At 75.0% G+C, this 22,811-nt stretch carries 24 protein-coding genes and 3 pseudogenes; 14 read left to right on the forward strand and 13 right to left on the reverse strand.

Annotation, left to right across the window (positions count from 1 at the left end; genetic code table 11):
• Positions 1-92: 92 nt before the first annotated feature.
• Complete coding sequence (locus ACYVGT_RS03310; protein ID WP_460854866.1) at positions 93-1,352, forward strand: multidrug effflux MFS transporter; 1,260 nt, start codon at positions 93-95, stop codon at positions 1,350-1,352.
• A 229-nt stretch (positions 1,353-1,581) separates the two neighbouring features.
• Here the strand turns inward: ACYVGT_RS03310 and ACYVGT_RS03315 are convergent, their stop codons facing one another.
• Positions 1,582-2,286 (reverse strand): TetR/AcrR family transcriptional regulator C-terminal domain-containing protein, encoded by a 705-nt coding sequence (locus ACYVGT_RS03315; protein WP_460854867.1) that lies wholly within the window; start codon positions 2,284-2,286, stop codon positions 1,582-1,584.
• 47 nt (positions 2,287-2,333) lie between these two features.
• The gene (locus ACYVGT_RS03320; protein ID WP_460854868.1) at positions 2,334-2,540 is read right to left on the reverse strand and encodes a hypothetical protein; all 207 of its coding nucleotides are present in this window, start codon (positions 2,538-2,540) and stop codon (positions 2,334-2,336) included.
• Between ACYVGT_RS03320 and ACYVGT_RS03325 the strand changes: the two are divergent.
• Together ACYVGT_RS03325 and ACYVGT_RS03330 are read left to right on the forward strand one after the other, a co-directional pair.
• Positions 2,500-2,952: pseudogene (locus ACYVGT_RS03325) on the forward strand (MFS transporter); the annotation flags it as partial. The gene ACYVGT_RS03320 and the pseudogene ACYVGT_RS03325 sit on opposite strands and share 41 nt — an antisense overlap.
• 211 nt (positions 2,953-3,163) lie before the next feature.
• On the forward strand, positions 3,164-3,880 hold the full coding sequence (locus ACYVGT_RS03330; protein WP_460854869.1) for an MFS transporter: 717 nt from the start codon (positions 3,164-3,166) through the stop codon (positions 3,878-3,880).
• Between the two features lie 150 nt (positions 3,881-4,030).
• On the opposite strand, the gene ACYVGT_RS03335 is transcribed toward ACYVGT_RS03330, so the two are convergent.
• A complete protein-coding gene (locus ACYVGT_RS03335; RefSeq protein ID WP_460854870.1) occupies positions 4,031-4,927 on the reverse strand; it encodes an NAD(P)-dependent oxidoreductase in 897 nt (298 codons plus the stop codon).
• Positions 4,928-5,099: 172 nt separating this feature from the next.
• Between ACYVGT_RS03335 and ACYVGT_RS03340 the strand changes: the two genes are divergently transcribed.
• Both ACYVGT_RS03340 and ACYVGT_RS03345 read left to right on the forward strand, forming a co-directional pair.
• Complete coding sequence (locus tag ACYVGT_RS03340) at positions 5,100-5,423, forward strand: winged helix-turn-helix transcriptional regulator (RefSeq protein WP_460854895.1); 324 nt, start codon at positions 5,100-5,102, stop codon at positions 5,421-5,423.
• Between the two features lie 82 nt (positions 5,424-5,505).
• On the forward strand, positions 5,506-6,693 hold the full coding sequence (locus ACYVGT_RS03345) for an RtcB family protein (protein ID WP_460854871.1): 1,188 nt from the start codon (positions 5,506-5,508) through the stop codon (positions 6,691-6,693).
• Positions 6,694-6,733: 40 nt separating this feature from the next.
• On the opposite strand, the gene ACYVGT_RS03350 is transcribed toward ACYVGT_RS03345, so the two are convergent.
• Complete coding sequence (locus ACYVGT_RS03350) at positions 6,734-7,753, reverse strand: cation diffusion facilitator family transporter (protein ID WP_460854872.1); 1,020 nt, start codon at positions 7,751-7,753, stop codon at positions 6,734-6,736.
• 77 nt (positions 7,754-7,830) lie between these two features.
• Between ACYVGT_RS03350 and ACYVGT_RS03355 the strand changes: the two genes are divergently transcribed.
• The 3 genes from ACYVGT_RS03355 (at position 7,831) to ACYVGT_RS03365 (ending at position 9,477) form a co-directional block, all read left to right on the forward strand.
• The gene (locus ACYVGT_RS03355; protein WP_460854873.1) at positions 7,831-8,205 is read left to right on the forward strand and encodes an ArsR/SmtB family transcription factor; all 375 of its coding nucleotides are present in this window, start codon (positions 7,831-7,833) and stop codon (positions 8,203-8,205) included.
• 120 nt (positions 8,206-8,325) lie between these two features.
• Positions 8,326-8,859, forward strand: coding sequence for a hypothetical protein (locus ACYVGT_RS03360; RefSeq protein ID WP_460854874.1), 534 nt, complete (start codon positions 8,326-8,328; stop codon positions 8,857-8,859).
• A gap of 87 nt (positions 8,860-8,946) precedes the next feature.
• Positions 8,947-9,477 carry a nitroreductase family protein gene (locus ACYVGT_RS03365; RefSeq protein ID WP_460854875.1) on the forward strand — a complete coding sequence of 177 codons (531 nt, stop codon included), beginning with the start codon at positions 8,947-8,949 and terminating at the stop codon, positions 9,475-9,477.
• A gap of 222 nt (positions 9,478-9,699) precedes the next feature.
• Here ACYVGT_RS03365 and ACYVGT_RS03370 read toward each other — a convergent pair whose 3' ends face one another.
• The 3 genes from ACYVGT_RS03370 to ACYVGT_RS03380 form a co-directional block, all read right to left on the reverse strand.
• Complete coding sequence (locus tag ACYVGT_RS03370; RefSeq protein WP_460854876.1) at positions 9,700-10,284, reverse strand: DUF6309 family protein; 585 nt, start codon at positions 10,282-10,284, stop codon at positions 9,700-9,702.
• A gap of 34 nt (positions 10,285-10,318) precedes the next feature.
• Positions 10,319-11,305, reverse strand: a complete 987-nt coding sequence (locus ACYVGT_RS03375; RefSeq protein ID WP_460854896.1) for a LacI family DNA-binding transcriptional regulator — start codon at positions 11,303-11,305, stop codon at positions 10,319-10,321.
• Positions 11,306-11,508: 203 nt separating this feature from the next.
• A complete protein-coding gene (locus ACYVGT_RS03380) occupies positions 11,509-12,612 on the reverse strand; it encodes an alkene reductase (RefSeq protein ID WP_460854877.1) in 1,104 nt (367 codons plus the stop codon).
• A 61-nt stretch (positions 12,613-12,673) separates the two neighbouring features.
• Here ACYVGT_RS03380 and ACYVGT_RS03385 point away from each other — a divergent pair, with 61 nt between their 5' ends.
• Both ACYVGT_RS03385 and ACYVGT_RS03390 read left to right on the forward strand, forming a co-directional pair.
• The gene (locus ACYVGT_RS03385) at positions 12,674-13,045 is read left to right on the forward strand and encodes a MerR family transcriptional regulator (RefSeq protein ID WP_460854878.1); all 372 of its coding nucleotides are present in this window, start codon (positions 12,674-12,676) and stop codon (positions 13,043-13,045) included.
• A gap of 262 nt (positions 13,046-13,307) precedes the next feature.
• Positions 13,308-14,516, forward strand: coding sequence for an MFS transporter (locus ACYVGT_RS03390; protein ID WP_460854879.1), 1,209 nt, complete (start codon positions 13,308-13,310; stop codon positions 14,514-14,516).
• A gap of 186 nt (positions 14,517-14,702) precedes the next feature.
• Here the strand turns inward: ACYVGT_RS03390 and ACYVGT_RS03395 are convergent, their stop codons facing one another.
• A complete protein-coding gene (locus ACYVGT_RS03395; RefSeq protein WP_460854880.1) occupies positions 14,703-15,188 on the reverse strand; it encodes a MarR family winged helix-turn-helix transcriptional regulator in 486 nt (161 codons plus the stop codon).
• 159 nt (positions 15,189-15,347) lie between these two features.
• On the opposite strand from ACYVGT_RS03395, the gene ACYVGT_RS03400 reads away from it, so the two are divergent.
• Positions 15,348-16,103 (forward strand): SDR family NAD(P)-dependent oxidoreductase, encoded by a 756-nt coding sequence (locus ACYVGT_RS03400; RefSeq protein WP_460854881.1) that lies wholly within the window; start codon positions 15,348-15,350, stop codon positions 16,101-16,103.
• Positions 16,104-16,112: 9 nt separating this feature from the next.
• Here the strand turns inward: ACYVGT_RS03400 and ACYVGT_RS03405 are convergent, their stop codons facing one another.
• From ACYVGT_RS03405 to bla, 3 genes are all read right to left on the reverse strand, one after another.
• On the reverse strand, positions 16,113-16,907 hold the full coding sequence (locus ACYVGT_RS03405; protein WP_460854882.1) for a sulfite exporter TauE/SafE family protein: 795 nt from the start codon (positions 16,905-16,907) through the stop codon (positions 16,113-16,115).
• Positions 16,908-17,105: 198 nt separating this feature from the next.
• Positions 17,106-17,429: a YrhK family protein gene (locus ACYVGT_RS03410; RefSeq protein WP_460854883.1), complete on the reverse strand. Its 324-nt coding sequence runs from the start codon at positions 17,427-17,429 to the stop codon at positions 17,106-17,108.
• A gap of 87 nt (positions 17,430-17,516) precedes the next feature.
• Positions 17,517-18,461 (reverse strand): class A beta-lactamase, encoded by a 945-nt coding sequence (gene bla, locus ACYVGT_RS03415; protein ID WP_460854884.1) that lies wholly within the window; start codon positions 18,459-18,461, stop codon positions 17,517-17,519.
• A gap of 147 nt (positions 18,462-18,608) precedes the next feature.
• On the opposite strand from bla, the gene ACYVGT_RS03420 reads away from it, so the two are divergent.
• Positions 18,609-19,499: a LysR family transcriptional regulator gene (locus ACYVGT_RS03420; RefSeq protein WP_460854885.1), complete on the forward strand. Its 891-nt coding sequence runs from the start codon at positions 18,609-18,611 to the stop codon at positions 19,497-19,499.
• Positions 19,496-20,392, forward strand: coding sequence for a serine hydrolase (locus ACYVGT_RS03425; protein WP_460854886.1), 897 nt, complete (start codon positions 19,496-19,498; stop codon positions 20,390-20,392). The genes ACYVGT_RS03420 and ACYVGT_RS03425 overlap by 4 nt, the downstream gene beginning before the upstream one ends.
• A gap of 722 nt (positions 20,393-21,114) precedes the next feature.
• Here the strand turns inward: ACYVGT_RS03425 and ACYVGT_RS03430 are convergent.
• Both ACYVGT_RS03430 and ACYVGT_RS03435 read right to left on the reverse strand, forming a co-directional pair.
• Positions 21,115-21,284 (reverse strand): annotated as a pseudogene (locus tag ACYVGT_RS03430) (IS982 family transposase); the annotation flags it as partial.
• Positions 21,285-21,564: 280 nt separating this feature from the next.
• The gene (locus ACYVGT_RS03435) at positions 21,565-22,059 is read right to left on the reverse strand and encodes a MarR family winged helix-turn-helix transcriptional regulator (protein ID WP_460854887.1); all 495 of its coding nucleotides are present in this window, start codon (positions 22,057-22,059) and stop codon (positions 21,565-21,567) included.
• A gap of 75 nt (positions 22,060-22,134) precedes the next feature.
• Here ACYVGT_RS03435 and ACYVGT_RS03440 point away from each other — a divergent pair.
• A pseudogene (locus ACYVGT_RS03440) lies at positions 22,135-22,811 on the forward strand (FUSC family protein); the annotation flags it as partial.

Here is a 22,811-nt window from a genome sequence, read left to right on the forward strand (position 1 = left end):
GGCGTTGAGGACTTCGGTGCCCGCTGCGGCGCCCCCGCCCTGACCGCACCGCAGACGCCGCTCTGCGATGCCCTGATGAGAGGAGCGCCGGCGTGTCCACGTCGCCCCCGTCCGCCGACCGGGAGTCCGCCCCCGCCGCCCCGCGGCCCGCGCGCCGCGCCGCGGTCCTGACCCTGATCCTGGCGACGCTGACGGCCACCGGCCCGCTGGCCACCGACCTCTACCTGCCGGCGTTTCCCGCCATCGCGGCCGACCTCGGCGCGCCCGAGGCCCAGATCCAGCTCACGCTGACCGCGATGATGGTCGGCCTCGCCGTGGGCCAGCTCGCGATCGGGCCGATGAGCGACGCGTGGGGGCGCCGCCGGCCGCTGCTGGTCGGCGTCACCGTGTTCGCCCTGGTGTCGGTGGCGATCATGGTGGCGCCGGACGCGCAGACCTTCATCGCGCTGCGGTTCGTGCAGGGGCTGGCCGGCGCCGCCGGCGCCGTGATCGCCCGCGCGGTGGTGCGCGACCTGTTCACCGGCGACGACGCGGCACGGTTCTTCTCCCGCCTGATGCTGGTGACCGGTATCGCGCCGTTGGTCGGCCCGGTGCTGGGCGGCCAGCTTCTGCTGGTGGGGCCCTGGCAGCTGTCCTTCGGCGTGCTGGCGGCGGTGTCGGCGGTGGCACTCGTGGTGGTGGGGGTCTGGCTGCCGGAGAGCCTGCCCCGGCACCAGCGCACTCCGCTGCGGCCGCGGGTGCTGGTCGCGACGGTGGGGCGGCTGGTGCGCGACCGCGCCTACCTGGGCCCCGTGCTGACGCTGGGCCTGGCCTTCGGCACGATGTTCACCTACATCGGGGCGTTCTCCACGGTGGCGCAGGGCGAGCTGGGCGTCACGGCGCAGCAGTACAGCGTCATGTTCGCCGTGGTGTCGCTGGGCCTGATGATCGGCAACTTCGGCAACGGGCGGCTGATCGGCCGGGTGGACACGGTCCACCGGCTGGCCGGGGGCCTCGTCGGCGTCGCGGTCGCGGTGGTGGGGCTGGCCGTGGCGGTGGCGTTCCAGCCGGAGGGGCTGGGCGGCCTGGTGCTGCTGGGTGGTGTGCTGTCGGTGATGATGTTCAGCCTGGGCTTCGTCTACCCCAACGCCACCACCCTGGCCCTGTCCAGCCAGCCGGTGTCGGTGGCGGGCAGCGCCTCGGCCCTGATGGGCGCCCTGCAGTTCACCCTCGGCGGCGGCCTCGCCGCCCTGGCCGGCCTGACCCCCTCGGGCCAGGCCACCCTGGCGAGCATGGCGGTCGTCATGGGCATCGGCATCCTCGCCGCAGGCGCCGCCTTCACCCTGTCCCGCCGCAAGGCCCTGGCGGTCTGAGCCTGCGCGGCGGCACCCGGTCAGCCGGCCGCGGCGCCGCCGCGCAGGGCGCGGGCGATGCGGTCGAAGCCCTCGGTGCCGTGGTCGGGGGCGCGCCGGCGGCGCTCGCCGGGTACCCCCGGCTGGCCGCGGGGCCCTGGGCCAGAACCGGCGGTGCCGGCACGCTCCCCCTCGCGGGCACGGATCTCGCGCCACCGGACAGGGAGAACACTCCGCGTCTCGGCCGCCCTCAGTCGGGCTTGCGGGCCCGGAGCCCGGCCAGGAAGGTCGCGGCGGCTTCGGAGAACTGGTCGGCCCAGGCGTCGGGCGGATCAGCCGGAAGCGCGGCGAGTGTGGGGTAGCGGTCGGCGTGGCGCTGCAGGTGCGTGTGCATCGCGGCGCGGGCCGCGCGCTCGCCGTCGTGGCGCCAGGCGGATTCGGCCGCGACGCTGCCGATCACGAGGTTGGTGACGGCCCCGGCCGCGGCCGTCAGCTCCGCCCCCTCGAACCCGGCCCGGGCCAGCGCCGCGTGGACGAACTCCGAGCGGGCCAGTGCCTCGGGGCCCAGGAGCGGCCGGCTCCCCGCCAGCGCCCCGGACCACGGGTGGCGCAGCAGCGCGCCGCGCAGGTCGTGCATGAAGCGGCTGACATCGTCGACCCAGTCGCCGGCGTGGTCCGCCGGAAGGGGGAGCTCGGCGAAGACGGCGTCGAGCGCCAGGTCGAGGAGGTCGTCGCGCGTCGCCACGTGCCAGTACAGCGACGTGGGATGCACCTCGAGCGCGCCGGCCACCGCCCGCAGGCTGAGCCGGCCCGGACCGCTGCGGTCAAGCGCGTCGACCGCAGCCCTGGCGATCGCGGCGCGCGTCAGGCTGCCGGTGCCCCGCCGGGGCGGGCGCTCCCGCAGCCAGACCGCGCCGGGCATCGGGGGATCGGTGTCGGCCTTCTTCGGACTCACGCCCTCCAGTGTAGGAGCGCCCCGCTAAGCCCTACACTGAAGGACCATTAGTCCCACAGTGAAGGACCAATGGAGAGGGCCGCCATGACCGAAGAGCACGCCTGCCCCCGCAGTGCAGCCACCGAGCCGCCGGGCCACCCGCGGCGCTGGTGGATCCTGGCCGCCGCCTGCGCCGCGCTGCTGATCATCGTCGTCGACACCACCGTGCTGTCGGTGGCGCTGCCCGCGATCGCGGCCGACCTCGCCACCGGCACCGCCGGACTCCAAGCCGTGGTCGACGCCTACGTCGTGGTCTTCGCCGGACTGCTCGTCGCCTTCGGGGCCGCGGGCGACCGGTTCGGGCGGCGCCGCGTGCTGCTCGTGGGGCTGGCGCTGTTCGCGGCCGCCTCCGCCGCGGCCGCACTCGCTCCCGCAACGGGCTGGCTGGTCGCAGGACGGGCCGCGATGGGCGTCGGTGCGGCGCTGGTCATGCCGGCAACACTGGCGATCCTCGTGCAGGTCTTCGCGCCCTCCGGGCGGCCGAAAGCGTTCGCGGCCTGGGCGGCGGTCGCGGCGGTCGCGATGGCGGCCGGCCCGGTGCTGGGCGGGCTGCTGGTCGCGGCCTGGTCGTGGGCCGGCGTGTTCTGGATCAACGTCCCGCTGGCCGCGGCCGCCCTGGTGGCGGTCGGGGCACTGGTACCCGAGTCCTCCGACCCGGACGCCGCACCGGTGGACATCCCCTCGGCGGCGCTGGTGACCGCGGGCATGGGGGGCGCGATCCTGGCCGTGCTCATTCTGGGCGAGACCGCGCCGTCCTGGCCCGCCGCGGCGGCGGGCGCCGCGACCGCCGCCGTCGGCCTGACCGGGTTCGCGGTGCGCCAGCGGCGCGCACACCCCGATGGTCGACTTCTCCCTCTACCGGGACCGCCGGTTCGCGGGCGCGAGTGTCGCCGCCGCCCTGCTGACGCTGGGCACCGGCAGCACCCTGTTCATCGTGACCCAGTATCTGCAGCTGGTCCGCGGATTCGATGCCCTGCAGGCCGGCGCGGCGCTCGCGCCGCTGGCCGCCGGAGTCGTCGCCGGTTCGGCTGCGGGCGGCCGCGCCCCGGCCCGCCTGGGCGAGCGGTGGACGATCGCCGCCGGGTTCGCGGCCGTCACCTGCGGTTTCGTCGCCCTGGCAGTGCTGGATCCGCAGAGCGGCTATCCGCACACCGCCGCCGCCCTGGCGCTGCTGGGCACGGGGACGGGCTTCTCCAGCCCCGCGGTGACCAGCGTCGTCCTCGGCGCGGTCCCCCGCCACCGCGCCGGCATGGGGTCCGCGCTGAACGACACCCACCAGCAGCTCGGCATCGCCGTCGGCGTGGCCGTGTTCGGCGGCCTTCTCGCCGCGGCCTACCGCACCGGGCTGCCGCCCGCCCTCCCGGTCAGCGCGGCCGGCTCCCTCGCTGAGACCCTCGCCTACGCCGCTGCCCGCGCCGATCCCGCCCTGGCTGAGACCGCCCGGGCCGCCTTCACCGCCGCGCAGACGCCCACCTTCCTGGCCGCCGCCGGCTGCGCCGCAGCGGGAGCCCTGGTCGTGCTGAAGGCGCTGCCGGGACGTGCGCGCCGCGGTTGAGGGGTGCTGTTGCGCTCCGCGGGTCGCGCCGTTCGGATACGTCCGTTTCGGCCGCCTCCGCATGCACGGCATCCGCGCAACCCCTCCACCGCCGATAGCGCATCCGCTCTCGCCGGGGATGTTCTCCGCCCGCGATCGCGGCGGGGCCGCTCAGCCGGCCGCGGCGCCGCCGCGCAGGGCGCGGGCGATGCGGTCGAAGCCCTCGGTGCCGTGGCCGGCGTCGACCTGGGCGCTGACGAGGCGGGACACCATGGCGATGGGGGCGGGGTCCACGCCCAGTTCGCGGCTGGCGCGCTCGATGAGGGCGAGTATCGGCGCGGTCCAGGCGAGGCTCTGCTCGGGCGGCTCCTCCGCACCGGCGCCGAGGCCGTCCACGCTGTCCACCTCCTTGCGCTGGGCCTCAAGGGCGGCCTCCAGGAACGGGACGGCGCGCCCGGTGAAGGCGGCCGCGCTGAAGCCGCCGGCCGCGGCCATGGCGGCGCCGTGCATCAGGCCCACGCTGAGCAGGTACATGCCCGACAGCATGGCCAGGTCGGAGATTGACGCGGCGCCCGCGTCGGCGCCGTCGAAGGAGGGCGCGGCCCACGCCTCCAGCACGCCGCGGTGGGTGTCGAAGACCGTGCGGGAGCCGCTGTAGAGGATGGCGGCTCCGGGCCCGCCGATCATCGGCGGCGTCGCCATGATCGCGGCGTCGAGGTAGCCGATGCCGCTGCGCTGGGCCCAGCCGGCGAGCTCGCGGGCCTCGCCGGGCGTCGTGGTGGTCAGGTTGACGACGTCGCGGCCGCGCAGCTGTGCGGCGAGCGGCTCCAGCGTCGCGCGGACCGAGGCGTGGTCGTAGAGGCAGACGGCGACCAGGCCGGCGCCGTCCACGGCGGCGCGGGCCGATTCCGCCACGGTCGTGCCGCGGCCGGCCAGCGGGCGGGCGCGCTCCGGCGTCCGATTCCAGGCGGTGACGTCGGCGGTGCCGGCGTCCAGTAGGGCCTGGGCCAGGGCGGATCCCATGGCGCCGGTGCCGAGGAGGGCGACGCGGGTGCGGTCAGCAGGCATGGCGGTGCTCCCGGAGAGTGGCGGGTGGTTGCGTGGCCATGCTCGGCCTTGGCGCCCGCGGGCGGAAGTACCTACTTTGTAGTGCGGTACTGACCGGAAAGTGCGGGGGAGTGGAGGAATCGTGGCGCGCGCACCGAGAACGGGCCCCTACGTCTGCGGCATCGACGCGGCAATGGACGTGGTCAGCGGCAAGTGGAAGGGCCTGATCCTGTGGGAGCTCGACGCCCACCGGGTGCGGCGCTTCGCTGAGCTGCGGCGGGGGCTGCCCGGCGTCAGCGAGAAGATGCTGGCCCAGCACCTGCGGGAGATGGAGGAGGACGGCCTCGTGCACCGCGAGGCCTATCCGGTGGTCCCCCCGCGGGTGGAGTACTCCCTCACCGAGCACGGCCGGAGCCTGAACGCGGCGCTGGGCCCGCTCGGCGCCTGGGGGGCCGACCGCGTCGCGCGGGAGAAGCACCCGAAAGCCTCCGTTCCCGAGGCAGCAGAAGCGCCGTAGGCCGCGAAAACCGGTTGCCGGGTGCGCGGTGTTCTGGCGTCATGGGGGGCGTTCACCGGCGTCGGATGAGGAGCGTGGCACCATGCCGTACACGGAGGTTCCCGGAGCCCGGGTGCCGATCCGGATGTGGGCCGACCCGGAGGCGGTCGAGCCGGCGGCGATGGACCAGCTCCGCAATGTGACCCGCCTGCCGTGGGTCGAGGGCCTGGCGGTCATGCCGGACGTCCACTACGGCAAGGGCGCCACCGTCGGGTCGGTCATCGCCATGCGCGACGCGGTCTCGCCGGCCGCAGTGGGAGTCGACATCGGCTGCGGCATGAGCGCGGTCAAGAGCTCGCTCACCGCCGAGGACCTCCCCGACGACCTGGGCGGGCTGCGCTCGGCGCTGGAGCAGGCCATCCCGGTGGGCCACCGCGCCCACGCCGTCCCGGTCGACCCGCGCCGCGTGCACGGGCTGCGCACCAGCGGCTGGGACCGCTTCTGGGAGGGCTTCGCCGCGCTGGCGCCGGGTGTGCAGCAGCTCCGCGGCCGCGCGCAGGCGCAGATCGGCACGCTCGGCGGCGGCAACCACTTCCTGGAGGTGTGCCTGGACGGCGAGGGCGCGGTGTGGCTGGTGCTGCACTCCGGCTCGCGCAACATCGGCAAGCAGCTGGCCGACCGGCACATCGAGCGCGCCCGCACGCTCCCGCACAACCAGGACCTGCCCGACCGCGACCTCGCGGTGTTCGTCGCCGGCACGCCGGAGATGGACGACTACCGGCGCGACCTGTTCTGGGCCCAGGACTACGCGCGCCGCAACCGCGCCGTCATGATGGGGCTGGCCTGCGACGTGGTGCGCCGCCGGTTCCCGCGCACCACGTTCGGCGAGGTCGTGTCCTGCCACCACAACTACGTGGCCGAGGAGCGGCACGGCGGCGTCGACGTGCTGGTCACCCGCAAGGGCGCCATCCGCGCCGGCGCGGGCGACCTCGGCATCATCCCCGGTTCGATGGCCACCGGCACCTACATCGTGCGGGGACTGGGCAACACGGCGTCGTTCGAGTCGGCCTCGCACGGCGCCGGCCGCCGCATGAGCCGCAACAAGGCGCGCATGACCTTCACCGAGGCCGACCTCGCCGAGCAGACCGCCGGGGTGGAGTGCCGCAAGGATGCCGGGGTGGTCGACGAGATCCCGGGCGCCTACAAGGACGTCCGCGAGGTCATCTCGGCCCAGTCCGACCTCGTCGAGGTGGTCGCCCACCTGCGCCAGGTGGTGTGCGTGAAGGGCTGATGCAGCGGAGCCGGGGCGGTGCCGCTGCTGCGGAGGCCGGTCAGTGGTGGTGGGCCACTTCGGCGTGGGCGGACTCGGCCCGGCGGTCGGGCTCGGTATGCACAGCGGCCGCCTGCATCCGCGGCACGGCGTGCAGCACCGCGTGCTCGACCCGGTGGGCGATCCGATGGGCGCTGGCCACATCCAGGTGCGCCGGCAGCGCCACCGACAGCTCGGCGCGCAGGCTGTGGCCGATCCAGCGCATCCGCACTCCCCGCACGCCGGCGACCCCGCCGACCCTGCGGGCGGCGTCCTCGGCTGCCTGGACCAGGCGCGGGTCCACGGCGTCCAGCAGCCGTCCGCCGACCTCCCCGGCCGCGCCGCAGCCCACGAACACGATCGCCACGGTGATGCCCAGGCCGATCAGCGGGTCGGCCAGGGGGAAGCCCGCGGCGATCCCGACGGCGCCGCCGACGACTGCCAGGGAGGTGAATCCGTCGGCGCGGGCGTGGACGCCGTCGGCCACCAGCGCGGCCGAGCCGATGCGCCGCCCGACCCGGATGCGCCAGCGGGCGACCAGCTCGTTTCCAGCGAATCCGATCACCCCGGCGGCGGCCACCGCCCAGAGGTGGGTGACCGGCTGCGGGTCGGCCAGGCGGCGGATCGACTCGTATCCGGCCGCGGCGGCCGAGGCGGCGATGAGGAGTACCACGGCCATTCCGGCGAGGTCTTCGGCGCGGCCCAGCCCGTAGGTGAAGCGGCGGGTGGCGGCGCGGCGGCCGAGGATCAGGGCGGCGGCGACCGGGATCGCGGTGAGGGCGTCGGCGAAGTTGTGGATGGTGTCGCCCAGCAGCGCCACCGAGGCGGTGAAGGCGACCACGACGGCCTGCAGGGCGGCGGTGGCCATAAGTGCGAGGAACGACCAGGTCAGGGTGCGCACGCCCAGCCGGCTGGTCTCCAGCGCGGAGTCGAAGCGGTCGGCGGCATCGTGCGAGTGCGGGGTGAGGGCGTGGCGGAGGCGTGCCCGCACCCCGCGCACGCTGCCGTGCCGGTGGCCGTGGTGGCGGTGTTCTGAGCCCATGGCGGATGCGCCTTCTGTCGCGGGGAGGGCGGACCCGGCGGGTTGCGGCCGGTCCGGCATTGAGCCATCATGCAAGCATGCACGCGCACATTAACGCAAATGGTCCGCCGGACGGCTCCGACGAGCAGTACGGGGCGGCCGCCGAGATCCTGGGGCTGCTGGCCGACCCCACCCGCCTGCACCTGCTGCGCCTGCTCGGCGACGAGCAGGACGTCACGGAGCTGACCGCGCAGGTCGAGGCGTCGCGCTCCTCGGTGTCGCAGCACCTGGGGAGGCTGCGCCTGGCGGGCCTGGTGACCGCGCGCAAGGACGGGCGCCGGATGCTGTACCGCATCACCAGCGACCACCTCGCCCGCCTGGTCGACGAGGCGCTCGGCTACGCCTACCACGCAGTCCACGGCGTCCCGCACCACCGCGACCCCCCGCTGCCGGACGCCGGCCTCCCGCACTGACCGCTTCGGCGCCGCCGGAGCGGCGCGGGCCCCTTGCCCGCCGAACGCAGCGGCCGACGGGAACCCCCGGCGCGGCAGCGGCATCCAACCCCCGAGTCGAGATCGACGGGGGCGGGGCGGATGCAGCAGCGGCTCGTGGTCGGGGGAGTGCTGTTCGTGCTCGGCGGCGGGTGTGCGCTGCTCGCGCTGTATGCGCCCCTGATCTGGTACTTCACACTGGCGCTGTGGGTGGGGACCGCCGCGTTCGGCGTCCAGGCCCTCCGCTCGGTCCTGGGCCGGCCGCGGAGGACGCGGCGGGTACAGTCCCGGCACGCCGCCGACGGGCCCGCTGCGGACGGAGCCGGTGCGGACATCGGCGACGCGATCGCCGACGCGGCCGCCGGGGCGGTGGGGGTCATGAAGGCCACGGTGATCCTCGCGACCGTGCTGGTCCTCTCCCTGGTGGGGCTGCTCATGCTGGGTGTGGGGACCGTGCTCCTCGTCGGCGGCAACTGGCTGGGTCTGGGGCCCTTCGCCCTCGTGGGGTTCTTCGTCTGGTACGTACTCGGACCGCTGCTGGGCGTGTGGGATCCGCAGTCGGTACTCCGGCAGTGGAACGGCGGCGACAGCAGCGGCGCTAGCGGCGGGGACGGGGGAGGCGGGGGCGGGGAGTAGCCCGTGCCCGTACCCGGAGCCGGAACCGCCGGACCCGCGGGCGGCCGCGGCGAGGTCCCCGGGAAGCCGGCAAACTAGGGTGGCCCGATGGGAGAACCCGGCAACGATGTGATCCAGGCCGTCTCGTCACTGCGCGCCACCCGCTGGTTCTCTGACGCAGCGGTCGGCGACGGCGAGATGCACGTGCTCCTGGAAGCGGCTCGCTGGACCGGCTCGGCCCGCAACGGGCAGCCATGGCGGTTCATCGTGATTCGCAACCCCTCAGTGCGGAGCGAGCTGAGTCTGCTGGGCTCCTACGCAGCCCACCTCGCGGGCGCTCCCGTCGTGGTGGCACTAGCAGTGAATGAGGACGCCGGAGGCCAGGATGCACTGTTCGATGCCGGGCGCGCGGCACAGAACCTCATGCTCGCCGCCGGCGCGCTGGGCCTCGGCAGCTGCCCGGCATCGTTCTTCCCCAGCAGCAGCGCCGATCGAGCCGGACAGCTCTGCCGCATGAGCGCTCCCTGGCGGGTGCGTACCGCGATCTCCCTCGGACACCCGGGGCCGAAACCGGAGGGCACGTCGGCTATCCCCACGGGGCGCCTGCCGCTCTCGCAGCTCGTGACCGAAATCGAATGACGGGGCTCCAGCATGCCGGCTGCGGGCCCACGCTGCTGGGTCCCGGTCCTTGCCCGCTCTCGGCCGCCTCACCGCTGAGCGGCTCTCCCCTCCGTGCCGCTCTCCCGTGGCCAGGACACTCCTCACCGCGGGTTCGTCGCGGTACTCCTCGCCCCGGCCTCGCGCATCGGCGGGGCGATCCTGGCTGACGGAACGGGCCCGCCGCCGCTCCCAGCGCCGCCTTCAGGGCCGGCCGGTACTGCCCGCGCCGGCCTCGCCGCCATCGGGGGGCGGCGGTGTATCCGGGGGCGGGCCGCCGGCGACGACGGCGCCGAGCGCTTCGGCCGCGGGGAGCCGCCCGGCGAGTTCCCAGGCGACCAGGCGGTGCAGGCCGTCGAGGTGGATGAGCCCCTCGCGGGTGCGGACGCGGTCGTAGTGGGGGTGGTCCGGCAGTGCCCGCCCGCTGAGGTAGACGTGGGTCAGCGGCGAGCGGCCCAGGAGTTCGAGTTTGGCCGCGCACACCGGGTTCGCACGGGTCCACCGCGCACCGCCCGCGCGCACCCGCTCCGCGGCCTGGCCGACGGTCAGTCCGGTCGGCGGCACCATCGCCTCCTCCCCTCCCTCGGAGAGATGCCAGGGAAGGACGACGGCGAGGGCGTCCGCCCGGGACAGCCGGATCCGGAACCAGGCGGAGAACAGGGCGTCGGCCAGTTCGAGGTTGCGGGCCCCGTCCCGGTTGGTGTTGGACGGGTGCACCCGGTCGCAGGGGTGGTCGCTCCGGTACAGCCGCTGGACGTCGGCGAACGCCATCTGCTCGACGGTCTCCACGTGTGCCCCTCTCGTGTATCGCCGGGGTGGGCGGTCAGGTGCGCGCGGGCGCGGCCGTGCTGGAGCGGATGACCAGCTCCGGGGTGAGAACGGTGTGGTCGGGCTCGGTGCGGCCGGCGTCGAGGCGGCCGGAGGCCGAGCGTACGGCGGTGTCGGCCAGGGCGGCCACGTCCTGGCGGACGGTGGTCAACTGGAGGTAGGAGAGGCTGGCGGTGCGGCTGTCGTCGAAGCCGACCACCGACATGCCGGCCGGGGTGCGCACTCCGGACCGCAGCAGGGACTCGACGAGCCCCTCGGCGGAGATGTCGTTGGCGGCGACGACGGCGGTGGGCCGCTGGGCGCGCTGCAGCAGGGCGTGGGCCGCACGGGCTCCGGATTCGGCGGTGTAGTCGCCGGGCAGCACGTCGATGGCGCCGCCCAGGCCGTGGGCGGCCATCGCTTCGCGGTAGCCGCGGCGGCGCTCGGCCGCGCCGGGAAGGGTACCGCCGTCGATGTGCGCGATGGCGCGGTGGCCCAGCTCGGCGAGGTGGCCGACGGCGCGGGCGGTGCCGGCTGCGTCGTCGACGCGGACGCTGTCGGTGCCGGGGGTGCCGGTGCGCTGGGCGATCTCGACGACCGGCACGCGGGCGGCGACGTCGGCGAGGTGGGCGGGGGCTTCGGCGGACAGGCCGATGAGGATGAGGGCTTCGCAGCGCAGGCCGAGGAGGTCGTCGATGGCGCGGCGCTCGCCGCGGGAGGGCAGCAGAGCGCTGAGGACGACGTCGTAGCCGCAGCGGGCGGCGGCCGGATAGAGGGCTTCGACGACCTGGGATTCGAGCTGGTGCTCCATCGTGAACAGGACGCCGAGCTGGCGGCTGCGGGCCCGGCGCAGCAACTGGGCGGCGGTGTCGGCGTGGTAGCCGAGGTCGGCGGCCGCCTGCAGGACGCGGGTGCGGGTGGCCTCGCTGGGTCCGGCCTTTCCGGCCAGGACCAGGGAGACGAGCTGGCGGGAGACGCCTACGTGGGCCGCGACGTCGGCCATGGTGGGGCGCGCGCCGCGGATGCGGTCGTCGCCGTGGGCCATGGAGTCCTCGCCGCGGGTCGGGGGCGGTGGTGCGACCAACCTTAGAACGTTTCCGGTCCGCGGCGCTGCAGGGTTCCTCCTCCCGTGCCGGGCGCCGGGTGCGCGCCGCACCGCGGCCGGCTCGGCGGAGGCTGCCGCGGGGCCGGCCGCGGTGCGGCGGGTCAGGCGGTGAGGGCGGGGTAGTCGGTGTAGCCGGTGGCGCCGCCCACATACATCAGGTACTTGTCGCGGACCGGGTTGACGGGCGCGCCGGTGCGGAACCGCTCGACCAGGTCGGGGTTGGCCAGGAAGGGGCGGCCGAGTGCGACCAGGTCGGCGCCGTCGCGGAGCAGGCGCTCGGCTGCGGCGCGGCCGCCGTCGGCGGGGATCGCGTCGGCGGGCAGGGCGGGGTTGCCGATCAGGGTGCGGGAGAAGCGGGCGCGGATCTGCTGCCAGCTGCTGCTGCGGCCGTCGGCGAAGGCGACGTGCAGGTAGGCCGGGCGGCGCTGGTCCAGGCGTTCGGCGAGGGCGGGGTAGAGGGCGTCGATGTCGGCGGGCGTTTCGGCGATGCCGTTGGCGGTGTGGCCGGGCGAGATGCGGATGCCGGTGCGGTCGGGGCCGACGGCGGCGATGACGGCGTCGACGGTTTCCAGGACGAAGCGCATGCGCGCTTCGGGGCTGCCGCCGTAGGCGTCGGTGCGCTGGTTGGTGGTGGGGGCGAGGAACTGGTGGAGGAGGTAGCCGTTGGCGGCGTGGACCTCGACGCCTTCGAAGCCGGCCGCGACGGCGCGGCGGGCTGCGGCGGCGAAGTCGGCGATGGCGGTGTCGATGTCGGCCTGGCCCATGGGGCGGGGGGTGACGGCCGGCTGGAACCCGGCGGGGGTGAAGACCGGGTCGGGGAGCGCGATGGGGGAGGGCGCCTGCGGAACGTGGCCGCTGGTGTCGGGGTGGCCGACGCGTCCGCCGTGCTGGATCTGGGCGAACATGCGGCCGCCGGCGGCGCGGACGCGGCCGGTGATGCGGCGCCAGCCCTCGGTGTGGGCGTCGGTGGCGAGGGCGGCGATGTCGGGGTAGGTGCGTCCGGCCTCGCTGGGGGTGGAGGCTTCGGCGATGATCAGGCCGGCGGAGGCGCGCTGGGTGTAGTAGTCGGCCATCAGGGCGCTGGGGGTGCCGTCCGGTTCGGCGCGGTTGCGGGTCATGGGTGCGATGACCAGGCGGTTGGGCAGGTCGAGGCCTGCCAGGCGGGCGGGGCTGAGGAGTTCGGCTGCGGTGCTGTGCTGGTTCATGCGGGTACCGTAGAAGTTCACATGGGTGTCAGTTTCAAGGCCGGGGAGTGTGGGGTGCCTCATGCGGATCGGTGAGTTGGCCCGGCGCAGCGGGGTGAGTCCGCGGTCGCTGCGGTACTACGAGGAGCAGGCGCTGCTGTCGGCCGGGCGCACGGCCGGAGGGCACCGGGACTACGCGGAGTCGGCGGTGGACCGGGTGGTGCGGATCCAGGAGCTGTACGCGGCGGGGCTGTGCAGTGCGAAGATCGCGACGCTGCTGCCGTGTATGCGCGACGCCGACGGCGGGCCGGCCGCTGCGGCCGGCGGCACCCTGGTGCGGGAGCTGGCGGTCGAGCGGGCGCGGATCGACCGGATGATCGCGGATCTGGAGCGTTCGCGCGCTCTGCTCGATGAGGTCATCGCCTCCGCGGAGGGCGCTGGGCCGGAGGCGTAGGGGCCGCTGCCCGCCGAGGCCGTGCCGCCACTGGCGGTGCCGCTCCGACCTGCGGTTGCGGTGCCGCGAGGCAGATCACACCGGTGGCTGGTTGGCGGACCCGGGGTGGGGTGCGACCCTGGAATTAGCACGTGCCAAACGGGGTTGCGCGAATGGCGCACCACCCGCGGCGGCGCCCGCGGCGCGTGTGCACGGCGGCCGGGTGCGGCCGCGCTTCCCTTCCGCCACTGCACTTCCACGCTCTTCCTCTGAGGGGACCACTATGGGTCTGGCCCTGCTCGCCCTGGCGCTGGGCGCGTTTGCGATCGGCACGACGGAGTTCGTCATCATGGGGCTGCTGCCGGAGGTGGCGGCCGATCTCGGCGTTCCGCTGTCCCAGGCCGGCCACCTGATCTCGGCCTACGCGCTCGGCGTGGTGGTCGGCGCGCCGCTGCTGACCGCACTGGCGACGCGGCTGCCGCGCAAGACGATGCTGCTGGCGTTCATGGGCATGTTCGCGCTGGGTAACCTGGCGACGGTCGCGGCACCCGACTTCGGCACGGTGTTTGCTGCGCGCGTGCTGGCGGGGCTGCCGCACGGGGCGTTCCTCGGCGTGGGCGCGCTGGTGGCGGCGCACATGGCCGGGCCGCTGCGCCAGGCCACTGCGGTGGCGCGGATGATGCTCGGGCTCACCGTCGCCAACATCGTCGGGGTGCCGGCCGGGACGCTGCTGGGCCAGCTGATGGGCTGGCGGGCGGCGTTCGCGGTCGTGGCCGGTCTGGCGCTGCTGTGCATGGCCGGGGTGGCGCTGTTCGTTCCGCGCAGGGCGGCGGCGGGCGGCGGCGGGATCCGCGGCGAAGTGGTGGCGCTGGGCCGGAGCCAGGTGGTGCTGGCGCTGCTGACCGGAGTGCTTGGCTTTGCCGGGGTGTTTGCGGTGTTCAGCTACATCTCGCCGATGGCGACGGAGCTGGCCGGGTTTGCGCCGGGCATGGTGCCGGTGGTGCTGGCGCTGTTCGGCACCGGGATGACGCTGGGTTCGCTGGCGGTGGGTCCGCTGGCGGACCGGTGGCTGCGGCCGACGATCTACGGCGCGCTGGCCTCGCTGGCAGTGATGCTGGTGGTGTTCGGATTCGCGGTGCACCATCCGGTGACGGCGGCGATCGCGGTGGTGCTGCTCGGCGCGGCCGGGTTCAGTGTGACGGCGCCGCTGCAGGTCCTGGTGATGCGCAAGGCGGGGGAGGCGTCGGCGATGGCGTCGGCGTCGAACCACTCGGCGTTCAATCTGGCCAACGCCGGCGGCGCGTGGATCGGCGGTGTGGGGATCGGCGCGGGCCTGGGGCTGGCGTCGCCGGCGTTCATCGGCGCGGTCCTTGCGGTGGCCGGACTCGGCGTGGCGCTGGTGGCGGGTCGCCGGGACCGCGCGTCCGGCGGATCGGACCGTCCGGAGCAGGCCGCACCGGAGGCGGCCGAGCGCGAGCCGGCCGCCTGCTGACCGGAAGGAGCGCCCACTGCCGGCGGGCCGGCGGGGTCCGCCCGCCAGCCCGCCGGGTGGCGTCCGCCGCCGTCGGTTCCGGAGGCGCGCCGGCTCGCCGGAGTCAGGTTGGCCCGCGTCTCCCCTCTGCCGCCGGCCGGGGAGGAGGCCGCCAGAGGCGCCACCGGGCTGCGCGCAGCAGGGTGCCTACCGGGCAGGCCCGTCCTCGCCGGGGCGGTTGAGGGCGCGCTGCTCGAGCTGCTCGGCGCTGCGGTTGAACTCGGCCAGGAGCGCGGTGAACTGCGCGGCGCGCTCGCTGCTCCAGTCGGCCGTTTCGATGAGGCGGGCGGTATTGGTGCGGCTGAGCGTGCGGTCGGCCTCCAACTGCTCCAGCCCCAGAGGGGTGGGCCGGAACTTGCGGGCGATGCCGCCGTCGGGGTCGGGGATGCGCTCGACGAGGCCGGCCCGGAGCATGGCGCTCACCTGGCGGTTGATGGTGGAGACGTCGGCCTGGAAGAGGCCGGCGAGTTCCTTGAGGGTGCGGGGTGCGCCCGTCTCCAACCGGGTGAGCAGGACGTAGGCGGACCGGCCGAGGTGCTGCCCGGCGCGGGGCCCGCGCAGCGAGGTGAAGTGCCGGGACAGCAGGGTGAGCTCCCGCTCGATGGCGTTGAGCCGGTGGTCGTGCTCGCTCATTGCAGCCTGGCCTTCCTGTGTCCGCGCGGTCCGGGAACAACTCTCTCGCGATGTGCATTTTACACACCGTGTGTATTCTGCACATGAGGCGTGGTTCGCTCCCGCGCCCCGGCCCGGCCGTCCGACCGGGCCGCAGCCGCTCTCGAAAGGACGCACCCCATGAGTCACCTTCCCCTGGACGGAAAGTCGGCCATCGTCACCGGCGGAGCCTCCGGCATCGGCGGCGCGATCACGGCGCTGCTGGCCGCGCGCGGCGCCCGGGTCGTGGTCGTCGACCTGCAGCGCGATGCCGGGGAGGCGCTCGCCCGGGACCTGGGCGAATCGGTGCTCTTCCTCCGGGGCGACGTCGCCGACCGGGCCGTCGCCGACCGTGCCGCGGCACTGGCGGTCGAGCGCTTCGGCAAGCTCGACGTGCTGGTGAACAACGCCAGCGTGTCGCGGCAGAAGCCGTTCGAGGAGCAGACGGAGGAGGACTGGAGCCTGGCCATGGACACCGGCCTGTACGCCACCCGCAACTTCATGCTGGCGGCCGCGCCGGAGCTGAAGAAGGCCGGCAGTGCAGCGGTCGTCAACTTCGCCTCGGGCGCCGGTCTGGACGGCCAGCCCAACCAGGCGTCCTACGCCGCGGCCAAGGAGGCGATCCGCGGGCTGAGCCGGGTGGTCGCCAACGAGTGGGCGCCGTACAACATCCGGGTCAACGTGGTCAGCCCGATGGCCCTGACGGCGGGCGTGGCCGCCTGGGCCGAGGCGCGGCCCGAGCAGTACGCCCAGTCGGCGGCGAAGGTGCCGCTGGGCCGCTTCGGCGACCCCGGGCGCGACGTCGCGCCGATCGTCGCCTTCCTCGTGAGTGAGGACGCGCGGTACATGACCGGGCAGACCGTGATGGCCGACGGCGGGGCGATCAAGCTCCGCTAGCGGGGGCGGTCAGACCAGCAGGATCGCCGCGAGGGAGGCGATGAGCAGCGCGACGTAGGCGGCGGCGTGCACGCGGTCGGGGATGTGCGGGATGAGGCGCTTGGCAACGGCGATCGTGGGCAGCGACGCGGCCAGCAGGGCGGCGGCGGCGAACAAGTCGACGTAGCCGATGCGCCCCGGCGCGGCGGCGTCGCCGAGCACGGCGTAGACGGCGGTGCCGATGAGCGCGACGGGCAGCGTCAGGGGGTTGGCCATCGCGGTGGACTGGGCCATCGTCAGGCCGCGGCGGCGCAGCAGCGGGACGGTCAGGACGCTGCCGCCGACGCCGAGGAACGCGGCGACCGCGCCCACCCCGAGGCCGCCGGCGGAGGCGGTGGCGGCGTGCAGTCCGGCGGCGGGGCTTTCGCCGGAGCGGGTGAGGAAGCCCTTGCGGACGATGCTGTCGACGATGGTGACGGCCAGGTAGAGGGCGAACAGGGCCTTCTGCAGTGCCGGGTCGACGACGGCCACGGCCAGCGCACCGAGGAGCGCGCCGGCGGCGATATAGGCGATGAGGGGCCACAGGAAGCGCTTCTGCAGCCGCCCGGCCCTGTACTGGGCGAGGGTGGCGCTGGCGGCGTTGACGATCATCACGGCGGTGGAGGTGGCCACCGCGATGTGCATGGCCTCGCCGCCGGAGCCGGAGGAAGCGGCGTAGGCGTAGACCACGGGGACGGTGATGAACCCTCCGCCGAAGCCGAACAGGACGGTGGTGAGCCCGGTGAGGCAACCGAAGGCGAGCAGGAGGGGGAGTGCGTCGATCACCGGGCCGAGCCTAGACCCGGTGGCAGCGCTGCGGGTGCGGTGGGGCCCGCCCTGGCCCGGGGCGCCCTCAGCCGCAGCGCGCAGGGCCCCGTCCAGACCGGCCGCGCGGGCACGGTCCGCCTGGTCGGCACCTGCCGGCGGGGGCGCCGCGCTGCGGGGAGCGGCGCGGGCAGGACGCCCCCTGGCGCGGGCGGCCGCTCAGAAGTCGCCGGACGATTCGCCGGGGGCGGAGGGGGCGCTGCCCCGGGCGCGGATCTGCTGGATGTGGATCTGGCGGCTGGCGCGGATGAGCGGGCGCACCAGGAGCTCGACCGAACCGGCGAGGAAGCACCAGGTGCCCGCCGCAGTGTGGGCGGGGGAGAAGAAGAGGATGCTGCCGGCGATGAACCAGAGCGCGATGAGGATGTCGTTGGCGATGCTGGCGGCTTCGTAGCGCCGGCGGATGAGGAGCTCGTGGCGGCCGATGTGCACGGCGACCGGCCGGTCGTGCGGATGGCCGGAGTCGTCGGGATGGCTGGGCACAAGGCCTCCTCGGGCGTGGCGGCACCCGAGGAGGCGTCGCGCGCGGCTGGTCGGTGGGGCCTACTCCAGCACCGGAGCCGCGCTGCGTCAGCTGGCCGCGCCGAGGGCGTCCAGAGTGGCCGTTGCGGCGTCGGCGATGAGGGCGTCGTCGGCCTCGGCGTCTTCGCCGGCGTCGTGGCGGTCGCTCATGACGGCCAGCACGATCGGGTCGGCGCCGCCGTCGGGCCAGAGCACGGCGATGTCGTTGCGGGTGCCATAGCCGCCGCTGCCGGTCTTGTCGCCGATCTCCCACTCCGCGGGTGCGCCGGCGCGGATGAGGTCGTCGCCGGTGGTGTTGTTGACGAGCAGCCGGTTCAGGTGCTCCTGGTCGCCGTCGTCGAGGGTGTCGGTGAGGGCGTAGGAGTGCAGGCCGCGGGCGATGGCGGCCGGGGTGGTCGTGTCGCGGGTGTCGCCGGGCGCGGCCTCGTTGAGGTCGGGCTCGATGCGGTCGGCGCTGGTGGTGTCGTCGCCGATGGCGCGCAGCGCGGCCTCGTATCCGTCGGGGCCGCCGAGCTCCTCGAAGATGAGGTTGGCGGCGAGGTTGTCGCTGTAGCGCACCGAAGCGTCGGCCAGCTCGCCCAACTCCATGCCGGTGTCGACGTGCTTCTCGGTGATGGGGGTGTGGCCGAGCCCTTCGAGGTCCTCGGCGGTGTAGGTGATCACCTCCTCCAGTTCGGCGTCGGTGGTGGTGCGCAGGAGTTCGGCCGTGGCCAGGGCCTTGAAGGTGGAGGCGTAGGCGAAGCGCTCGTCGCCGCGGTAGGCGACCTCCTCGCCGGTTCCGGTGTCGAGGGCGAACACGCCCAGGCGGGCGTCGTAGTCGGCTTCGAGGGCCTCGAAAGCGGCGTCGGCGCTACCGCTCGCTCCTGAGGAGCTGCTGCCGGCGGCGGCCGCCTCGGTGTCGGCTGCGGAGGCGCAGCCGGTGAGCGGTGCCGCGGCCAGGAGGGCGAGCGCGAGCGCGGCGCGCCGGGAGTGGATGGTGCCGGTGCCGATCATGGGTCCCCTTGTGTGCGGTCGTGCGGATGGACTGAGTGCGCGGCGGCCCGGGCGTCGGGCGGCGCACTGGCAGTCTGGCCCGGCTGCAGCCATGCGGTCCAAGACCGGGATGGCCGTTTCCATGCGGATACGGCATAGCGTGTGCGTATGGACTTGGTGGGGGCGTGCCGGGCGTTTGTGAGCGTGGGCGAGCGGGGCAGTTTCACGCTGGGTGCGGCGGCGGCGCGGATGCCGCAGCCGGTGGCGAGCCGGCGCATTGCGGCGCTGGAGCGGCATCTGGGCGGGCGGCTGTTCGACCGGACGGGCCGCGGCGCGGCGCTGACCGAGTTCGGGCGCGACATGCTGCCGTCGGCGCGGCGGCTGGTGGCACTGGCCGAGTCGATGGAGCACGATGCGGCGCGGGCGCTGCGGTCCCCGCTGCCGGTGGCGGTTCCGGAGGTGTGCGCGGCCCGGGATCTGGCGCTGCTGGGGGCGCAGGCGCGGCAGCGGGGACTGCGGCTGGATCTGGTTCCGGCGGGGCCGGCGCAGCGCGAGGAGCTGCTGCGCAGCCGCCAGGTGCGGGCAGCGGTGGTGCAGGTGGCCGCGGACGCGGCGCGGTGGCGGGTCCCGCTGGGGCTGGCGTCGGTGGCCGAGCCGGCGGTGCGCCGGATCCATCTGGATACGCTGCGGCCCCGGCGGGGCGGTGCGGGTGCGCGGCGGGGGGTGTGGATCCAGCCGGAGGACGACGTGCCGCAGGTCCGCGACCGGCTGATGGGGGCGCGGGACGCGGCGGGGCTGATGCCGTCGCAGGTGGCGGTGGCGCCGGGGCTGGCCGGCGCGGCCGCAGAGGTGCTGGGCTCGGACGACCTGCTGCTGTGCTCACCGGCGCAGGCGCGCGAGTTCGGGCTGTGCTGGCGTCCGCTGGGCGGGGTGGAGGCGGTGCGCGGCTATGCTCTGCGCGGCGTTTCGGAGGGCACTGCGGAGCGGGTGGCTGAGGCCGCCGGCCCGGAGCTGGCACTGTGCCTGGGCGCCGACGACGGGGACGGGGAGGACGTGTGAACGCCGGTTCGGTGGTGCGGGAACTGCGCGGCGAGCTGGCCGCGGCGGGGCTGAGCGGGTCGTTTCTGGTGCGCGACCTGGACAGCGGCGCGGAGGCGTCGATCGACGCCGACGCCCAGTACCCGGTGGCGTCGGTGGTGAAGGTGCCGCTGGCGGTGGCGGTCCAGGAGCGGGTGGCGCGCGGCGAGCTGGATCCGGCGCAGCGGCTGGAGGTGCAGCCGGAGGCCTCGGTGGGGCCGACGGGGCTGAGCCGGTTCCGCTTTCCGGCGGTGGTGGCGGTGGACGACCTGGTCTATCTGAGCCTGTGCCTGAGCGACAACAGTGCGACCGAGGCGCTGTTCGGGCTGGTCCCGCCGGAGGAGGTGGCGGCGGAGCTGCAGCGGCTGGGGGTGGCGGGGTTCAGTGTGCGCCACGGGATCCGGGACGTGGGGGAGACGCCGGCGCACCGGCTGGGGCCCCAGTATGCGCACCTGGGCGTGGCGATGGCGATCGGGGCGCAGACCGAGGGGCGGGGCAGCCGGGTGCGGCAGCTGGACGTGACGCTGGCGAACGCGGCGTCGGCGCGGGCCTGCGCTGACCTGCTGGAGGCGCTGTGGCGGCCGTCGAAGGCGGCGCCGGAGGCGGCGGCGCGGGTGCGCGACCTGATGGGGGCGAACATGCTGCGGCAGCGGCTGGCCCCGGACTTCGAGTCGGATGCCTCGGCGTGGTCGTCCAAGACCGGCACCGTGCTGAACCTGCGCCATGAGATGGGGGTGGTGGACCACGCCGGCGGGGGGGCGCTGGCGGTGGTGGCGCTGACGGAGTCGCGGGTGGCAGCGGTGCACCAGCCGGCCGCGGAGGCGGTGATCGGGCGGGTGGCCCGCGAACTGCACGACCTGGTGCGCGGCGGCTGAGGGCCCCGGGGCCGAGCCCCCGGCGGCTGCGCAGGCCGGCGGGCTGCAACGATCGGAACGACGCCCGGCACACCGGCCCCTGGCGCACGGCCGCCATCGGCGAGCGCTTCGGCGCCGCGAGCCCGGCAATGGCTGGTGAGGTCCTCCTCCGTGGAGGTGCTCGCCGCCTCCGACCGGTTCGCCGACCCCGGTGACCGTCGCGCACCGCGCCCTCCCGGGGCCGCGGCGGCCTGCGCCGGCCGCACCGGATCGGGGCGACGCAGTGCGCCGTGGAGCCGGTGGTGCGGCGGCTCGGCGCCGCCGGTCACCGACGTGCGGCCGGTCCGGGCCGGAGCCGGCCTGGCGGAGTGCTTCCGGTCCTGATGCGGGGCCGCGGCTCCGAGGCGGGGCGCAGCGCCCGTGGCCCGCGCGGTGTGCGGGACCCGGGCCGGTGTGCGAGTCAGGCCTGGAGCGCCTCGGCGACGGTTTCGAGGCGGTGGCGGGCCGGGGCGGAGGTGCCGCGGGTGCGGTCCAGGGCCAGGGGGAGGAGGAGCCCTTCGCCCCCGCGGCTGGTGGGGTACTGCCGGTGCGGGTGATGCGGATGTCCTCGATCGACCCGTTGGGGCCGAGCCGTCCGGTGGTGAGGCCGAGGGGGCGGTGGCGGAGAGGGTGCCCGCCGCCATTCCTGATCCGCAGTCGGTGGCGGCAGCGCCTAGATCGTTGATAGGGGTTTTGTTTCCTGGTCAGTGGTCGTAGGCGATCAGCGACCGCTTGATGGGGGCATCGATCAGCCAGTTGTGCCAGATCGCCGCGTTGAGCGCGCAGATGCGCTGGCACACCCGGGCCCACAGCCCTTCGGTGGTGCGGGACCGTGGCGTTCCAGGCCGAGCTGGTTCTTCAAGGTCCAGATGACGGCTTCGATCCCGGCCCCGGCGCCACCTGCTGGGCGTGGAGCAGGTGCAGGGCTTGTTTACGTTCGTCCAGTTCCTTGCCGGGGCGGTGTGCAGCCAGCGGCGTTCGCCGTCGCAGCGCAGGAGTACTTGGGCGGTGGCCACGCAGACCAGTTCGGCGCGCGAGGGCAGGACATGGTCGTCGAGATAGACGTAGAGTGCGGTCAGAAGGGCGTCAAGGTCAGTGGTCACACGTTGATCCTCGGCGCCCTTCGCTGTGTCCGCAGCCGGTGGTGGCGTCGCCTAGGGGGTGTCGCCGGGGTCGATCGGGTCGAGTACGCGGGCGAGGAGGGTGGCGAGGGCGGCGCGCTCCTCGGCCGAGAGCGGGGCGAGGACGGCGGCCTCGCGGTCGAGCTGGCCGGCGAAGAGGCGGTCGATGAGGGCTGCGCCGGCCTCGGTGAGGCGGACGTGGACCTGGCGGCGGTCGCGGGCGGAGGGGGTGCGCTCGATCAGGCCGGCCTGCTCCAGGCGGGTGAGGCGCTTGGTGGTGGCCGCACCCGAGGAGATGGTCTCGGCGGTGAGCCGGCCGGGGTGCAGGCCGTCGGGGGCGCGGCGCAGGGCGGCCAGGACTTCGAACTCGGCACGCGAGACCCCGGAACCCGCCAGGCCGGCCTCGGTGCGCTGGTTCATCAGCGCGGCCAGGCGCAGTACGCGGCCGATCGCCTCCATGGAGGACAGGTCCAGGTCGGGCCGGCGCCGGGCCCAGCGGTCGCGGAAGCGGGCGACGGCGTCGGGCATGGGCCTGCCTCCCTCGGCGGGCGTTTGCCGCGCCACGTTCGGTTCACTGGTGAAACACCCTATAATATTTTACTTGTGAAGTATTTATCGGGATGCCGCCGCACACTGAACCGCCTGCGCTCCGCCCTGGGCGTGCGCGCCGCCTTCGCCGCGCGCCGCCCGCACGGCAATGTCGCCGTCACTGCCGTGCGCGCCGGACTGTGCGTCCTGATCGCCGTCGGCACCCCCTACGCACTGGGCGCCGGACACCTCGCGCCCTACGCCGCGCTGGGCTGCTTCACCGCCCTGTACGCCCGCGACGACTCCTACGCCCGCCGGCGCCGGGTCCTGGCCGCCGTCGGCGCCGGCCTGGCCCTCGCCGTCGCCGCGGGCGGAGCCGCGGCGCTCAGCGGCTCGCTGGCCCTGTCGGTCCTAGTGGTCGCGGCGGTCGCCGGCGCGGCCAAGTTCGCCTCCGACGCGTTCGACTTCGGTGCGCCGGCCGGGCTGATGTTCGTCTTCGCGGCCGGCGTGGCCGGCTACGCGCCCCAGACGCCGGCAGCGCTGCCCGCCGAGATCGCCGCCACCGCCGCCGCAGCCGCACTGTGCTGGTGCGCGGCCCTGGCGGGCGCCCTGGCACACCCGCTTGCCCCGCAGCGGCTGGCGGTGGCCCGAGCGCTGATCGCCGCCGCCCGCCGGCTGGAGGCGCCCGCCTCCGCCGGGCAGCGCCTGGGCCGTCCTGGCGCAGGCCCCCGGGCGCCGGGCGCACCGCACCC

The sequence above is a fragment of the Nocardiopsis coralliicola genome (assembly GCF_054779695.1).

Coding starts and splice junctions, on each gene's coding strand:
- ACYVGT_RS03420 (WP_460854885.1), top strand. CDS start 18,609: ATGGACTTGGTGGGGGCGTGCCGGGCGTTTGTGAGCGTGGGCGAGCGG.
- ACYVGT_RS03365 (WP_460854875.1), top strand. CDS start 8,947: ATGGGAGAACCCGGCAACGATGTGATCCAGGCCGTCTCGTCACTGCGC.
- ACYVGT_RS03360 (WP_460854874.1), top strand. CDS start 8,326: ATGCAGCAGCGGCTCGTGGTCGGGGGAGTGCTGTTCGTGCTCGGCGGC.
- ACYVGT_RS03375 (WP_460854896.1), bottom strand. CDS start 11,305: ATGGCCGACGTCGCGGCCCACGTAGGCGTCTCCCGCCAGCTCGTCTCC.
- ACYVGT_RS03340 (WP_460854895.1), top strand. CDS start 5,100: ATGGACGTGGTCAGCGGCAAGTGGAAGGGCCTGATCCTGTGGGAGCTC.
- ACYVGT_RS03335 (WP_460854870.1), bottom strand. CDS start 4,927: ATGCCTGCTGACCGCACCCGCGTCGCCCTCCTCGGCACCGGCGCCATG.
- bla (WP_460854884.1), bottom strand. CDS start 18,461: ATGATCGGCACCGGCACCATCCACTCCCGGCGCGCCGCGCTCGCGCTC.
- ACYVGT_RS03395 (WP_460854880.1), bottom strand. CDS start 15,188: ATGAGCGAGCACGACCACCGGCTCAACGCCATCGAGCGGGAGCTCACC.
- ACYVGT_RS03385 (WP_460854878.1), top strand. CDS start 12,674: ATGCGGATCGGTGAGTTGGCCCGGCGCAGCGGGGTGAGTCCGCGGTCG.
- ACYVGT_RS03400 (WP_460854881.1), top strand. CDS start 15,348: ATGAGTCACCTTCCCCTGGACGGAAAGTCGGCCATCGTCACCGGCGGA.
- ACYVGT_RS03380 (WP_460854877.1), bottom strand. CDS start 12,612: ATGAACCAGCACAGCACCGCAGCCGAACTCCTCAGCCCCGCCCGCCTG.
- ACYVGT_RS03390 (WP_460854879.1), top strand. CDS start 13,308: ATGGGTCTGGCCCTGCTCGCCCTGGCGCTGGGCGCGTTTGCGATCGGC.
- ACYVGT_RS03330 (WP_460854869.1), top strand. CDS start 3,164: ATGGTCGACTTCTCCCTCTACCGGGACCGCCGGTTCGCGGGCGCGAGT.
- ACYVGT_RS03355 (WP_460854873.1), top strand. CDS start 7,831: ATGCACGCGCACATTAACGCAAATGGTCCGCCGGACGGCTCCGACGAG.
- ACYVGT_RS03345 (WP_460854871.1), top strand. CDS start 5,506: ATGCCGTACACGGAGGTTCCCGGAGCCCGGGTGCCGATCCGGATGTGG.
- ACYVGT_RS03435 (WP_460854887.1), bottom strand. CDS start 22,059: ATGCCCGACGCCGTCGCCCGCTTCCGCGACCGCTGGGCCCGGCGCCGG.
- ACYVGT_RS03350 (WP_460854872.1), bottom strand. CDS start 7,753: ATGGGCTCAGAACACCGCCACCACGGCCACCGGCACGGCAGCGTGCGC.